This is a genomic window from Pseudomonas brassicacearum (assembly GCF_003732225.1).
Taxonomy (GTDB): domain Bacteria; phylum Pseudomonadota; class Gammaproteobacteria; order Pseudomonadales; family Pseudomonadaceae; genus Aquipseudomonas; species Aquipseudomonas brassicacearum_E.
Window position 1 is genome coordinate 105,285 of record NZ_MOBJ01000007.1, and the last position, 12,595, is coordinate 117,879.

At 58.8% G+C, this 12,595-nt stretch carries 13 protein-coding genes; 9 read left to right on the forward strand and 4 right to left on the reverse strand.

The window, feature by feature from the left end; genetic code table 11:
- Positions 1 to 94: 94 nt before the first annotated feature.
- Both BK659_RS10465 and BK659_RS10470 read left to right on the forward strand, forming a co-directional pair.
- The gene (locus BK659_RS10465; RefSeq protein ID WP_123425005.1) at positions 95 to 739 is read left to right on the forward strand and encodes an MBL fold metallo-hydrolase; all 645 of its coding nucleotides are present in this window, start codon (positions 95 to 97) and stop codon (positions 737 to 739) included.
- Between the two features lie 116 nt (positions 740 to 855).
- A complete protein-coding gene (locus BK659_RS10470) occupies positions 856 to 1,584 on the forward strand; it encodes a YiaD family glycine zipper/OmpA-like lipoprotein (RefSeq protein WP_123425006.1) in 729 nt (242 codons plus the stop codon).
- 273 nt (positions 1,585 to 1,857) lie between these two features.
- On the opposite strand, the gene BK659_RS10475 is transcribed toward BK659_RS10470, so the two are convergent.
- Entirely contained in the window at positions 1,858 to 2,295 is a 438-nt protein-coding gene (locus tag BK659_RS10475) for a Z-ring associated ZapG family protein (protein ID WP_123425007.1), read from the reverse strand.
- A gap of 146 nt (positions 2,296 to 2,441) precedes the next feature.
- Here BK659_RS10475 and BK659_RS10480 point away from each other — a divergent pair, with 146 nt between their 5' ends.
- From BK659_RS10480 to zapE, 3 genes are all read left to right on the forward strand, one after another.
- Positions 2,442 to 3,071 carry an alpha/beta hydrolase gene (locus BK659_RS10480; protein ID WP_123425008.1) on the forward strand — a complete coding sequence of 210 codons (630 nt, stop codon included), beginning with the start codon at positions 2,442 to 2,444 and terminating at the stop codon, positions 3,069 to 3,071.
- Between the two features lie 24 nt (positions 3,072 to 3,095).
- Entirely contained in the window at positions 3,096 to 4,451 is a 1,356-nt protein-coding gene (locus tag BK659_RS10485; protein ID WP_123425009.1) for a tryptophan--tRNA ligase, read from the forward strand.
- A gap of 90 nt (positions 4,452 to 4,541) precedes the next feature.
- A complete protein-coding gene (gene zapE, locus BK659_RS10490) occupies positions 4,542 to 5,636 on the forward strand; it encodes a cell division protein ZapE (protein WP_123425010.1) in 1,095 nt (364 codons plus the stop codon).
- Between the two features lie 215 nt (positions 5,637 to 5,851).
- Here the strand turns inward: zapE and BK659_RS10495 are convergent, their stop codons facing one another.
- Positions 5,852 to 6,661: an MBL fold metallo-hydrolase gene (locus tag BK659_RS10495; protein WP_123425011.1), complete on the reverse strand. Its 810-nt coding sequence runs from the start codon at positions 6,659 to 6,661 to the stop codon at positions 5,852 to 5,854.
- A gap of 89 nt (positions 6,662 to 6,750) precedes the next feature.
- Between BK659_RS10495 and BK659_RS10500 the strand changes: the two genes are divergently transcribed.
- Positions 6,751 to 7,719, forward strand: coding sequence for a GlxA family transcriptional regulator (locus tag BK659_RS10500; RefSeq protein WP_185015325.1), 969 nt, complete (start codon positions 6,751 to 6,753; stop codon positions 7,717 to 7,719).
- A 202-nt stretch (positions 7,720 to 7,921) separates the two neighbouring features.
- On the opposite strand, the gene BK659_RS10505 is transcribed toward BK659_RS10500, so the two are convergent.
- Entirely contained in the window at positions 7,922 to 8,818 is an 897-nt protein-coding gene (locus BK659_RS10505; RefSeq protein WP_185015335.1) for a GlxA family transcriptional regulator, read from the reverse strand.
- Positions 8,819 to 9,061: 243 nt separating this feature from the next.
- On the opposite strand from BK659_RS10505, the gene BK659_RS10510 reads away from it, so the two are divergent.
- On the forward strand, positions 9,062 to 10,198 hold the full coding sequence (locus tag BK659_RS10510) for an acyl-CoA dehydrogenase family protein (protein WP_123425014.1): 1,137 nt from the start codon (positions 9,062 to 9,064) through the stop codon (positions 10,196 to 10,198).
- A 132-nt stretch (positions 10,199 to 10,330) separates the two neighbouring features.
- Here the strand turns inward: BK659_RS10510 and BK659_RS10515 are convergent, their stop codons facing one another.
- Positions 10,331 to 11,371, reverse strand: coding sequence for an NADP(H)-dependent aldo-keto reductase (locus tag BK659_RS10515; RefSeq protein ID WP_123425015.1), 1,041 nt, complete (start codon positions 11,369 to 11,371; stop codon positions 10,331 to 10,333).
- Positions 11,372 to 11,619: 248 nt separating this feature from the next.
- On the opposite strand from BK659_RS10515, the gene rplM reads away from it, so the two are divergent.
- Together rplM and rpsI are read left to right on the forward strand one after the other, a co-directional pair.
- A complete protein-coding gene (gene rplM, locus BK659_RS10520; RefSeq protein WP_019693576.1) occupies positions 11,620 to 12,048 on the forward strand; it encodes a 50S ribosomal protein L13 in 429 nt (142 codons plus the stop codon).
- 14 nt (positions 12,049 to 12,062) lie between these two features.
- Entirely contained in the window at positions 12,063 to 12,455 is a 393-nt protein-coding gene (rpsI, locus tag BK659_RS10525; protein WP_002555064.1) for a 30S ribosomal protein S9, read from the forward strand.
- Positions 12,456 to 12,595: the final 140 nt, after the last annotated feature.

Genomic DNA, 12,595 nt, shown 5'->3' on the forward strand with positions numbered 1-12,595 from the left:
GCGTAGGGGCGGTTGTCCGTTTTGTAACAGGACAGCAATCGGCGGGGCGGGTGGGGTGTGACAGAATAGGCGATCCATTTTTTCAGGAACGCCCATGGACGCTGCCAAACCCGCTCTGATTCGCGAAACCTTTCCCGTTGGGCCGTTGCAGTGCAACTGCACGATCATCGGTGATCCGATCACCAGGAAGGCCATCGTGGTCGATCCGGGTGGTAATCATGAGTTGATTCTGGCGCGGCTGGAGGCGTTGGGGTTGAAGGTGGTGAGCATCATTCATACCCACGCGCACCTGGATCACTTCCTGGCGTCGGGCCAGTTGAAGGAGAAAACCGGCGCGACGTTGCACCTGCATAAAGAGGATCAGTTCCTTTGGGACAATCTGGAGATGCAGTGCCAGATGTTCGGGGTGCCGTACACGCCGGTACCGTCGCCGGATCGCTGGTTGGCCGATGATGAAGAGCTGGCCTGCGGCTGTGGCGTGGCGTTGCACACGCCGGGTCATACGCCGGGGTCCATGAGCTTTTGGTTTTCTGAGGCTAAGCTGCTGATTGCCGGTGACACGCTGTTTCGTCGCGGGGTAGGGCGTACGGATTTGTGGGGCGGTGATCAGGCGACCATCGTGCGTTCGATCAAGCAGCGTCTGTACACCCTCGATGAAGAGGCGACGGTAATAACCGGACATGGTCCCGATACCCGTCTGGGTGATGAAATGCGTGAAAATCCGTTTGTTCGAGCCTGATTTTCCGGGCTGCGGAACGACCTGATGGAATTTTTGCCGTGGGTCGTGTTCCAACGCCCGCAGGGGTCTATTGCCAACGTCCGTTGCACCACAGAATGTAAAAGTAGGAGCTCTCCATGTTCACCTCGAGTCGTTTGATTATTGTCGCTACTGCCGTGGCCATGCTGGCTGGCTGTGCGAACCAGAACCCGTATGACAACCAGGGTCAGGCCGACAGCGGCTCCGCGGGCATGAGCAAAACCGCCAAGTACGGCGGCCTGGGTGCGCTGGCCGGTGCTTTGGCCGGTGCTGCCATCGATCACAATAACCGTGGCAAGGGCGCGCTGATTGGCGCTGCTGTCGTTGGTGCCTCCGCCGCCGGTTACGGTTACTACGCCGACCAGCAGGAAAAGAAACTGCGCGCCAGCATGGCCAACACCGGGGTTGAAGTGCAGCGTCAGGGCGATCAGATCAAGCTGATCATGCCGGGCAACATTACGTTCGGCACCGATTCGGCGAACATCGCTCCAAGCTTCTACCAGCCACTGAACAACCTGGCGGGTTCGCTTAAAGAGTTCAGCCAGAACCAGATTGAAATCGTCGGCTACACTGACAGCACCGGCGCTCGTCAGCACAACATGGACCTGTCCCAGCGTCGTGCTCAAAGCGTGGCAACCTACCTGACGTCGCAAGGTGTTAGCGGTGCCAATCTGTCGGCGCGTGGTGCTGGTCCGGATAACCCGATTGCCAGCAACGCTGATGTCAATGGTCGGGCGCAGAACCGTCGTGTAGAGGTTAACCTCAAGGCGATTCCGGGTCAGCAGTATGGCCAACCTGCCCAGCAGCAAGGTCAGCAGTACCAGTAACAAAAAACCTGACTGAACCCCAGGTGTAAAAAGCCCGCCCGATTCTCAGCAGATCGGGTGGGCTTTTTTTTGTTGCCTGTTAGGGCCTCATCGCGAGCAAGCTCGCTCCCACATTTGAATTTCAGTGACCACACGTTCTGCGACTAATGGAGATCCCCTGTGGGAGCGAGCTTGCTCGCGATGAGGCCCTCACAGGCGCTCAAGCTCTCAGCAACAAAAAAGCCCTCGGACATCACCTGTCCGAGGGCTTTTTTTATGTCGCGTGAAACCTGGTTACTTCTTCAAGCCGTAATGCTCGTCGAGCATGCCTGGGGAGTTTGGCATTTTCGGCGCGTAATCGCGTGGAGGCTCCTGATTGCGTGGCGGCGTCAGGCGTTCCCGTGGTGCTTGCACGGCGGCCTCGGAATGCAGGGCGGCCAGCAGGCGTTGGCGAGTCTGTTCGTCCAGGGCCAGGCGGTTGGCACCCTCGGCGAGGTGGTCTTGCACTTCCTGGTAGCTCTGAGTGAGCTTCTTGACCAGCGTTGCGGTGCTGTTGAAGTGGGTGACCACTTCATTCTGATAGCTGTCAAAACGTTCCTGAATGTCATCCAGCTGACGTTGCGTGCTGCTAGGCGCGGCATTCGGCAGAAGGCGGGCAACCAGGAATCCAATGGCGACACCGGCAACCAGGGCAAGAGTCGGCAACAACCAAACTAAGAGCGAGTGTTCCACGAGTCCTTCCTCTATAAACGGCTTTGCTTTACGTTAACGGCTCGGACCTGCGCTGTATACCGCGACGAGATCGCAATCATGCCAGGCACAGACTTTTAGCTAGACGAGTCGACCCTTCGAGAGGTCACGGAGTTCCTTCCTTGCTTATGCGTGAAACCCCTGTATTGATTGATGGCCCGGTGGGCCAACTGGAAGCCTTGTACCTGGACTCCCCCGAGCCACGTGGCCTGGCGCTGATCTGCCACCCCAACCCGGTGCAGGGCGGCACCATGCTCAATAAAGTCGTTTCGACCTTGCAGCGCACCGCTCGCGACGCCGGTTTGATCACATTACGTTTTAATTACCGTGGCGTTGGCGCCAGCGCTGGCACGCATGACATGGGCACTGGTGAAGTCGACGACGCACAAGCCGTGGCCGAATGGTTGCGCGCCAAACACCCTGAATTGCCCATGACCCTGTTCGGTTTCTCCTTCGGTGGTTTCGTCGCGGCCAGTCTCGGCGGACGTCTGGAAGCCAAGGGTGAACAGCTCAAACATCTGTTCATGGTCGCGCCGGCGGTGATGCGTCTGGGTGATCAGGATCAGTTGCCGCAGCATGGCGAACTGACGCTGATCCAGCCAGAAACCGACGAAGTCATCGATCCGCAGCTGGTTTACGATTGGTCTGATGCCCTCGATCGCCCCCATGAGCTGCTGAAAGTGGCAGAATGCGGACACTTTTTTCACGGCAAGCTGACCGATCTCAAGGATCTGATCCTGCCGCGCCTTTCGAATTGATTGCAGTCTGATAAGCGATTACCCATGACTACTCGTACGCGCATCCTCACCGGCATCACCACCACCGGCACCCCGCACCTGGGCAACTACGCCGGCGCGATCCGTCCGGCGATCCTCGCCAGCCGCGACAGCAATGCCGACTCGTTCTACTTCCTGGCCGACTACCACGCCCTGATCAAGTGCGATGACCCGCTGCGCATTCAGCGCTCGCGTCTGGAAATCGCTGCGACCTGGCTGGCCGGTGGTCTGGATGTGGATCGGGTAACGTTTTATCGCCAGTCCGACATCCCGGAAATCCCTGAGCTGACCTGGCTGCTGACTTGCGTCGCCGCCAAAGGCCTGCTGAACCGTGCGCACGCCTACAAGGCGTCGGTGGACAAGAACGTCGAAACCGGTGAAGACCCGGACGCCGGCATCACCATGGGCTTGTACAGCTACCCGGTGCTGATGGCGGCGGACATTCTGATGTTCAACGCGCACAAGGTGCCGGTCGGTCGCGATCAGATCCAGCACGTGGAAATGGCCCGCGACATCGGCCAGCGCTTCAACCACCTGTTTGGCCAGGGCAAGGAATTCTTCACCATGCCGGAGGCGTTGATCGAAGAAAGCGTCGCCACGCTGCCGGGCCTCGATGGCCGGAAGATGTCGAAAAGCTACGACAACACCATTCCGTTGTTCTCCAGCGCCAAAGAGATGAAGGACGCGATTTCGCGGATCGTCACCGACTCCCGTGCGCCGGGCGAAGCGAAAGATCCGGATAACTCGCACCTGTTCACTCTGTACCAGGCCTTCGCCACCCCGGCGCAGTCCGCCGAGTTCCGCAGCGAACTGTTGCAGGGCCTGGGTTGGGGCGAGGCGAAGAATCGTCTGTTCCAACTGCTCGACAACGAGCTGGGCGAGTCCCGCGAGCGTTACTACCAACTGATCGAACGCCCGGCAGACCTCGAAGACATTCTGCAGCACGGTGCCGCGAAGGCTCGCGCCGTGGCCACGCCGTTCCTCAACGAGCTGCGTGAAGCGGTCGGCCTGCGCTCTTTCGTCAATCAGGTGCAAGTGGCGGCCACCACCAAGAAGAAGGCCGCGAAAGCCGCGCGTTTCGTCAGTTTCCGTGAAGACGACGGCAGTTTCCGTTTCCGTCTGCTGGCGGCCGATGGCGAGCAACTGCTGCTGTCGCGCAACTTTGCTGACGGCAAAACCGCCGGCCAGGTGACCAAGCAACTGCAATCCGGCCAGGCGCTGGATGTGCGCAGTGAAGACCTGAGCTTCAGCGTCTGGCTCGAAGGCGAGTGCGTCGCCGACAGTCCGGCCTTCGCTGACAGCACCGCGCGGGATGTCGCCATCGACGCCTTGCGGGTTGCGCTGACGCCTGTTCAGGACTAATCAACGGCTCGGCCCGACCAAGGGCTGATTGCCATTCTCAAGGGCCGTCGCTACAGTGTCGGCCCGTTTTTGTTGCCTTGCTAACGAATTATGACGCCCCTAGAACGATATCAAGCTGATCTGAAACGCCCGGAATTCTTCCATGACGCCGCGCAGGAAACTGCCGTGCGTCATTTGCAGCGTCTGTACGACGATCTGGTCGCGGCTTCGCAGAACAAACCGGGCCTGCTCGGCAAACTGTTTGGCAAGAAAGACCAGGCGCCGGTCAAGGGCCTGTACTTCTGGGGCGGCGTAGGTCGCGGCAAGACTTACCTGGTCGACACCTTCTTTGAAGCGCTGCCGTTCAAGGAAAAGGTCCGCACTCACTTCCACCGCTTCATGAAGCGTGTGCACGAAGAGATGAAGACCCTCGGCGGCGAGAAGAACCCGCTGACCATCATCGCCAAGCGTTTCTCCGACGAAGCGCGGGTGATCTGTTTCGATGAGTTCTTCGTGTCCGACATCACCGACGCGATGATCCTCGGCACCTTGATGGAAGAGCTGTTCAAGAACGGCGTGACCCTGGTCGCGACGTCGAACATCGTGCCGGACGGTCTGTACAAGGACGGTCTGCAACGTGCGCGGTTCCTGCCAGCCATCGCGCTGATCAAGCAGAACACTGACATCGTCAACGTCGACAGCGGCGTCGACTACCGTCTGCGTCACCTTGAGCAAGCCGAACTGTTCCACTTCCCGCTCGACGAAGCGTCCCACGAGAGCCTGCGCAAAAGCTTCCGCGCACTTACGCCGGAATGCACGCAAGCGCTGGAAAACGATGTGCTGATGATCGAGAACCGTGAGATCCGTGCTGTGCGTACGTGCGACGACGTGGCCTGGTTCGACTTCCGCGAACTGTGCGACGGCCCACGTAGCCAGAACGACTACATCGAGCTCGGCAAGATCTTCCACGCCGTGTTGCTCAGCGGTGTGGAGCAGATGAGCGTCACCACTGACGACATCGCCCGGCGGTTTATCAACATGGTCGACGAGTTCTACGACCGTAACGTCAAGCTGATCATTTCCGCTGAAGTCGAGTTGAAAGACCTCTACACCGGCGGTCGCCTGAACTTCGAGTTCCAGCGCACCCTCAGCCGTCTGTTGGAAATGCAGTCCCACGAGTTCCTCTCGCGGGCGCACAAGCCATAACGGTCTGCATAAAAGGCGTGGCTTCGTTCTAACCCCCCGTAGCAGCTGCCGAGCCCGCGAGGCTGCGTTCGAGGACGAAGTCCTCGCCAATCCGGCGTACGCGGTTTGCCTGAAGAAACGCATTGCCCGATTCGGCGACTGCTTCGCAGCCGAACGCAGCCGAACGCAGCCTCGCAGGCTCGACAGCTGCTACGGAAGCAGTCCTGCAGCGTATTTCAACGTTGTGTAGATACATTCGCTTGAGGCGGGATCTGGAATTCCAGCAGGTCCCCGTCATTCGGGATCAGCAGGCGCGACTCGATGCCGGCCTGTCGGGCGGCGCTGGCCAGTGACTGGCGTGTCACGGGGCAGTGGCTCAGCGCTTCAAGATGATTGGCGACCACTGTGCCTGACGACTGCCGAGTGAATGCCAACACCTCATCAATCCCCATGATGATGTCCCCACCCAAATCGAAACGCGCACCGCCAGCCGGCACCACCGAAACATCTGGGTTGTGCAGCGCAACGAACGCCTGAACGGCAGGCGTGAGCAGCGTATCGCCAGTCAAATAGAGGCTCGGCTCGCCAGGCATTTCAATCAAATAGCCCACGCCGTGTTCCATCATCTTGCCTACCAGTCCCCGCCCATGGGTGCAGCGAACCGTGCGGATCTGACCGCCGAGGAAAGCGCTCGGTTGCTCGTGATTGGTCGGCAATGACTGAACGTTCAAATCGTGCTCGGCCAGATGGGCAGCGTCGTGCGGTGTGCAGATGACCGGTATCCGGGTCTCGCGTAGCCACTTCTTTGCTGCGCGATCCAGGTGGTCGAAGTGTCCTTTCTGACAGTGGGTGATCAGGCAGTGGGTGACGGACTCCAGTGCGGTGATTGCCGAGCCGGGTAGCTCGACCAGTGGGTTGCGGTCTCGTGCGCTGAAAATGCGCAAGGGTGGAAGTGCGTGTTTTCGCGCCAGCATCGGGTCGATCAAAATTCGATGGGGACCGAGTTCCACAATAATCGTCGCGTTACGTAGCTGATGGATCTTCATGGCGATACCTCTGGGAAGAGACGCCATTGTGTCCAGTCGCGTTGCGCCACAGAATGGCAGGCCCGGACATAATTAATTCGATTTCAGCCATGACTCCACCTCTTCGAATCGGTTTGCTGCTTTTCCCTCGTTGCATGCCTGCGGGCTTGTTGGCTTTTGCCGATTTGTTGCACGCCGCCAATCGTCGCGCCTCGCGTGTGATCTTTGAAACGCGCTTCGTGGCCTTGCAAGCCGGTACGGTTGAATGCGCTCAGGGCCTGTCGTTACACGTCGACAGCACACTGGCGGAGGCTGATTTTGACGCGCTGTTGATCCCCGGCTTCTGGGCTGAGTCAGCTCGGCAGGTCGACGATACATTGGCTGCCAATGTCTCTTTGGTTGCGTCGCTGTCGGCACGTTCGAAGAAGCAGCAGCTGTGGAGTTATTGCAGTGGGGTCTGTCTGTTGGCTGCGAGTGGGAAGCTTGACGGTCAGCCGGCAACGGTGACGTGGTGGCTGGCAGACGTTATGGCGCAGCGGCATAAGGCTGTGAAGTGGCAAAGCGAGCGTCACTGCATCATTAACGAGCGAACGGCTACCGCGTCCGGCGTGAACGGTTACTTGCCCATTGCTCAAGCCTTGATCGAGCGGTATGTCAGCGCGGAGGTGTTTCGCGATCTCACCAAGCTGATGGTGCTTGCGCGTCCGGCCCAGGCGCATAGCGCCTTTGCGGCCATGAGTCTGATTGAGCAGTCGAGCAAACTGCTGCGCCAGCTGCATGCGCTGGTTGAGCAGTTACCGGCCGAACAGATAACCGTGCAGCGGTTGGCAGAGCAGCTCGGAATGTCCGAGCGCACCTTGTCTCGTAAGGTGAGCAGTGAAACCGGCATTGCCGTAGCGACCTATGCTCGCTGTATCAAACTGAATCAGGTCAGCGAACGCCTGATCCTCACGTCCACTGCGGTCAATACGATCAGCGCCGAGCTGGGTTTCAGCAGTGACTCCAACCTGCGGCGCATGTTCAAGGAGCTGACAGCGTTGACTCCGCTGGAGTATCGGCAGCAGTTCGGACGGTATTGAGGCGTAGGGCGGGGTTGTTGAAATCGAACACGAATACGTTGAAAAAGGGCCTGCAATGCAGACCCTTTTTTTGTGCGCCGAAGAGCCCCTGTGGGAGCGAGCTTGCTCGCGATGGCGGTCTGTCAGTCACATCAATGCTGGATGTGCAGCCGTCATCGCGAGCAAGCTCGCTCCCACAGTTGATTTGTGTTGGGTCCTCGGTTTACGCCGCTTGCTGAAACTGCTGCCGATACTGGTTTGGCGACAGCTCTGTGTGTTGGCGGAACAGCCGGGCGAAGAAGCTCGCGTCGTCGTAGCCGACTTCGTAGCTGATGGTCTTGATGCTTTTACGGCTGGCGGACAGCAGGCCCTTGGCGGTTTCGATGCGCAGCCGTTGCAGGTAGTGCAGCGGCTTATCGCCGGTGGCCGTCTGGAAGCGGCGCATGAAGTTGCGAATGCTCATGCCGTGCTCGCGGGCGACGTCTTCGAAGCGGAACTTGTCGGCAAAATGCTCTTCGAGCCAATGCTGGATCTGCAGGATGATCACGTCCTGGTGCAGCTTCTGCCCGCCGAAACCGATGCGGCCGGGTGAATAGCTGCGCTGCACTTCATACAGAATGTCGCGGGCCACGGCTTGGGCGACGTTCGCTCCGCAGAAGCGCTCGATCAGGTAAATGTAGAGGTCACAGGCCGAGGTGGTGCCGCCGGCGCAGTACAGGTTATCGGCGTCGGTCAGGTGTTTGTCCTGATTGAGCTGAACGTTAGGGAAGCGCTCTTCGAAGGCGTTGAAGAAGCGCCAGTAGGTGGTCGCCTCCTTGCCATCGAGCAGGCCCGCCTCGGCGAGCCAGAACACCCCGGTGGCTTCGCCGCAGAGTACCGCACCGCGGGCGTGTTGCTCGCGCAGCCACGGCAGCACCTGTGGATAACGTTTGCAGAGCGTCTCGAAATCGTCCCAGAAGGCTGGAAGGATGATGATGTCGGCGTTTTCCAGGCCGCCGTCTACCGGCATGATCACATCGCTGAAGCTGTTGACCGGTTTGCCGTCGGGGCTGACCAGGCGGGTTTCGAACGCCGGGGTCAGGCCGTGGCCCAGTTGTTTGCCATAGCGCAGGCTGGCCAGATGGAAGAAATCCTTGGCTTGCATGAGGGTGGAAGCAAAAACCCGGTCGATAGCCAGGATGCTGACGCGCCGCAAGGGCGTGGAGAGTTGGATAGACATATTCAATTTATTCTTATAGGGGAAAGTGGTCACCAAGCGGCTGGATCGTCTTATTTTTTGTCTGATGTGTCCAGTGTCCTGTTATCTACTGGAGGCTTAGGCTCTGGGATTCTTTTGCGACCCACAATCACCACAGGTGCCCCGATGATCCCCAGAACCTTGTTCAGTTCCGAGCACGAACTGTTTCGCGACAGCGTACGAACCTTCCTCGAAAAAGAGGCCGTGCCGTTTCATGCGCAGTGGGAAAAACAGGGCTACATCGACCGCAAACTGTGGAACAAGGCGGGGGAGGCGGGGATGCTCTGCTCCCACCTGCCGGAAGAGTACGGCGGGTTCGATGCGGACTTCCTCTACAGCGCCGTGGTGATTGAGGAGGTCGGTCGACTGGGTTTGACCGGTATCGGTTTTTCCCTGCATTCGGACATCGTGGCGCCGTACATCCTGCATTACGGCAGCGAAGCGCTGAAGCATAAATACCTGCCGAAGCTGGTCTCGGGCGAGATGGTCACCGCGATTGCCATGACCGAGCCAGGCGCTGGCTCCGACCTGCAAGGAGTGAAAACCACTGCGGTGCTGGACGGCGACGAGTACGTGATCAACGGCTCGAAAACCTTCATTACCAACGGCTTCCTCGCGGACCTGGTGATTGTCGTGGCCAAGACCGATCCCAAGGCCGGCGCCAAGGGCACCAGTCTGTTTCTGGTGGAAGCGAACACCCCGGGCTTTGAAAAGGGCAAGCGCCTGGAGAAGGTCGGGATGAAAGCGCAGGACACCTCGGAGCTGTTCTTCCAGGACGTCCGTGTGCCCAAGGAAAACCTCTTGGGGCAGGCGGGGATGGGGTTCGCCTATCTGATGCAGGAATTGCCGCAGGAGCGTCTGACGGTCGCCATCGGCGGTCTGGCCTCAGCCGAGGCGGCGTTGCAGTGGACCCTGGATTACACCCGCGAGCGCAAGGCGTTCGGCAAGGCGATTGCGGACTTTCAGAACACCCGCTTCAAATTGGCGGAGATGGCCACGGAGATTCAGATTGGTCGGGTTTTCGTTGACCGCTGTCTGGAACTGCACCTGCAAGGCAAGCTCGACGTGCCAACGGCGGCGATGGCCAAATACTGGGGCACCGACCTGCAATGCAAGGTGCTCGACGAGTGCGTGCAGTTGCATGGCGGTTACGGCTTCATGTGGGAATACCCGATCGCCCGGGCCTGGGCGGATGCGCGGGTGCAGCGGATTTATGCCGGGACCAACGAGATCATGAAGGAGATCATTGCGCGGTCGCTTTGAGTTTGTGGTGACTGGGCGGACGCCATCGCGAGCAGGCTCGCTCCCACACTGGATCTGCGTGTGACCACATGTTTGTGATCGGCACGGACTCCTGTGGGAGCGAGCCTGCTCGCGATTGGGCCTATGAATCAATCAAGGAGCAGGGTTCGGGTGATCCTTGTGAATCGCCTCAATCCCCGCCAGCACTTCATCCGACAGCTTCAGATCGAAACTGGCGATGTTGCTGTCCAGCTGTTCCAGCGTGGTCGCGCCAATGATGTTGCTGGTGACGAACGACTGCCGGGTCACGAACGCCAGGGCCATTTGTGCCGGGTCCAGGCCGTGTTCACGGGCCAGTGCCACGTAACGGCTGCACGCGGCTTCCGACTGCGGGTTGAAATAGCGGCTGAAGCGGCTGTAGAGGCTCAAGCGACCTTTCGCCGGGCGAGCCCCGCCTTCGTATTTGCCTGAGAGAAAACCGAACGCCAGCGGCGAATAAGCGAGCAGTCCGCATTGTTCGCGGATGGCGATTTCCGACAGGCCGATTTCAAAGCTGCGGTTGAGCAGGTTGTAGGGGTTCTGGATCGACACCGCACGCGGCCAGCCACGGGCTTCGGCCAGCGCGAGAAAGCGCATGGTGCCCCACGGCGTTTCATTGGACAGGCCGATGTGGCGGATCTTGCCGGCCTTGACCTGCTCGTCCAGCGCTTCGAGGGTGTCCTCGAGTGGGGTCAGGTTGGCTTCGATCTTGTGTTTGTAGCCCAGCTGACCGAAGAAGTTGGTGCTGCGTTCCGGCCAGTGCAACTGATAGAGGTCGATATAGTCGGTCTGCAAGCGCTTGAGGCTGGCATCGACGGCTTGCGTGATGTGCTGGCGGTTGTGTCGCAGGTTTTTATCGCGAATGTAGTCGATGGTGTTGCCGGGGCCGGCGATCTTGCTCGCCAGAATCCAGTCGGCACGATCGCCACGGCTCTTGAACCAGTTACCGATGTAGCGCTCGGTGGTGGCGTAGGTTTCGGCCTTGGGCGGCACCGGGTACATTTCGGCGGTGTCGATGAAATTGATCCCGGCGCTCTTGGCCCGTTCAATCTGTGCGAAGGCCTCTGCCTCGCTGTTTTGCTCGCCCCAGGTCATGGTCCCGAGGCAGATTGCACTCACGTTCAGATCGGTACGGCCCAGCTGTCGATAGTCCATCGGGTAGTCCTTGGCGGAAAACAATCATAAAAGCAGGTTGAATTTTTTTTCGCAATCTGCATAATTGCGCACCTCTTTCTGCAGTGGAAGTGATGCGCCGCCTGCCGAAGAATCTTGCCGTTGAACGGACGCGCCGACCCGAGCCCCCGATAGCGTCTGTACCCGGCTGCCTTTGACTTGTCAAAGTACGCACTATTCAGTAAGATCCGCCGTCTAAATTTACAGGGCGGCCCCTGAGGCTATAAAGAATGAAAACTTTTACTGCTAAACCGGAAACAGTAAAGCGCGACTGGTTTGTCGTCGACGCTGCTGGTCAGACCCTGGGTCGTCTGGCCACCGAGATCGCGAGCCGTCTGCGTGGCAAGCACAAGCCTGAGTACACTCCTCACGTTGACACCGGCGACTACATCGTCGTTATCAATGCCGAGCAGATTCGTGTAACCGGTGCTAAAACCACCGACAAAATCTACTACTCCCACTCCGGTTTCCCGGGCGGCATCAAGTCGATCAACTTCGAAAAGCTGATCGCTAAAGCCCCTGAGCGCGTGATCGAGACCGCGGTCAAAGGCATGCTGCCTAAGAACCCGCTGGGTCGCGACATGTATCGTAAGCTGAAAGTCTATGCGGGCGCTGCTCACCCTCATACTGCTCAGCAGCCCCAAGAACTGAAGTTTTAACGGAATAGTTCATTATGTCGGCGACTCAAAATTACGGCACTGGCCGTCGCAAGACCGCAACCGCACGCGTTTTCCTGCGTCCGGGTACTGGTAACATCTCCATCAACAACCGCTCCCTGGATAATTTCTTCGGTCGCGAAACTGCCCGCATGGTAGTTCGTCAGCCGCTGGAATTGACTGAGACTGTCGAGAAGTTCGACATCTACGTCACCGTGATCGGTGGTGGTGTAAGTGGTCAAGCTGGCGCAATCCGCCACGGTATCACTCGCGCTCTGATGCAGTACGACGAAACTCTGCGCGGTGCTCTGCGCAAAGCGGGCTTCGTTACTCGCGATGCACGTGAAGTTGAACGTAAGAAAGTTGGTCTGCGTAAAGCGCGTAAGCGTCCGCAGTACTCGAAGCGTTAATTCGCTTTCGCGTTCAAAGCGCCCAGTCTCCTCGCGGAGCTGGGCGTTTTTTTTGTTTGAAGATTTATGATGTGACAACTTGCCACATCTGTAGAGCCCCTATACTACAAGGCTTGGCGCTGACCTTGGGTGGTAATTAC

What these genes read in the sequence shown, in the direction of transcription:
- rplM (WP_019693576.1), top strand. Translation starts at nt 11,620, where the DNA reads ATGAAAACTTTTACTGCTAAACCGGAAACAGTAAAGCGCGACTGGTTT.
- BK659_RS10480 (WP_123425008.1), top strand. Translation starts at nt 2,442, where the DNA reads ATGCGTGAAACCCCTGTATTGATTGATGGCCCGGTGGGCCAACTGGAA.
- BK659_RS10510 (WP_123425014.1), top strand. Translation starts at nt 9,062, where the DNA reads ATGATCCCCAGAACCTTGTTCAGTTCCGAGCACGAACTGTTTCGCGAC.
- zapE (WP_123425010.1), top strand. Translation starts at nt 4,542, where the DNA reads ATGACGCCCCTAGAACGATATCAAGCTGATCTGAAACGCCCGGAATTC.
- BK659_RS10515 (WP_123425015.1), bottom strand. Translation starts at nt 11,371, where the DNA reads ATGGACTATCGACAGCTGGGCCGTACCGATCTGAACGTGAGTGCAATC.
- BK659_RS10465 (WP_123425005.1), top strand. Translation starts at nt 95, where the DNA reads ATGGACGCTGCCAAACCCGCTCTGATTCGCGAAACCTTTCCCGTTGGG.
- rpsI (WP_002555064.1), top strand. Translation starts at nt 12,063, where the DNA reads ATGTCGGCGACTCAAAATTACGGCACTGGCCGTCGCAAGACCGCAACC.
- BK659_RS10485 (WP_123425009.1), top strand. Translation starts at nt 3,096, where the DNA reads ATGACTACTCGTACGCGCATCCTCACCGGCATCACCACCACCGGCACC.
- BK659_RS10500 (WP_185015325.1), top strand. Translation starts at nt 6,751, where the DNA reads ATGACTCCACCTCTTCGAATCGGTTTGCTGCTTTTCCCTCGTTGCATG.
- BK659_RS10495 (WP_123425011.1), bottom strand. Translation starts at nt 6,661, where the DNA reads ATGAAGATCCATCAGCTACGTAACGCGACGATTATTGTGGAACTCGGT.
- BK659_RS10470 (WP_123425006.1), top strand. Translation starts at nt 856, where the DNA reads ATGTTCACCTCGAGTCGTTTGATTATTGTCGCTACTGCCGTGGCCATG.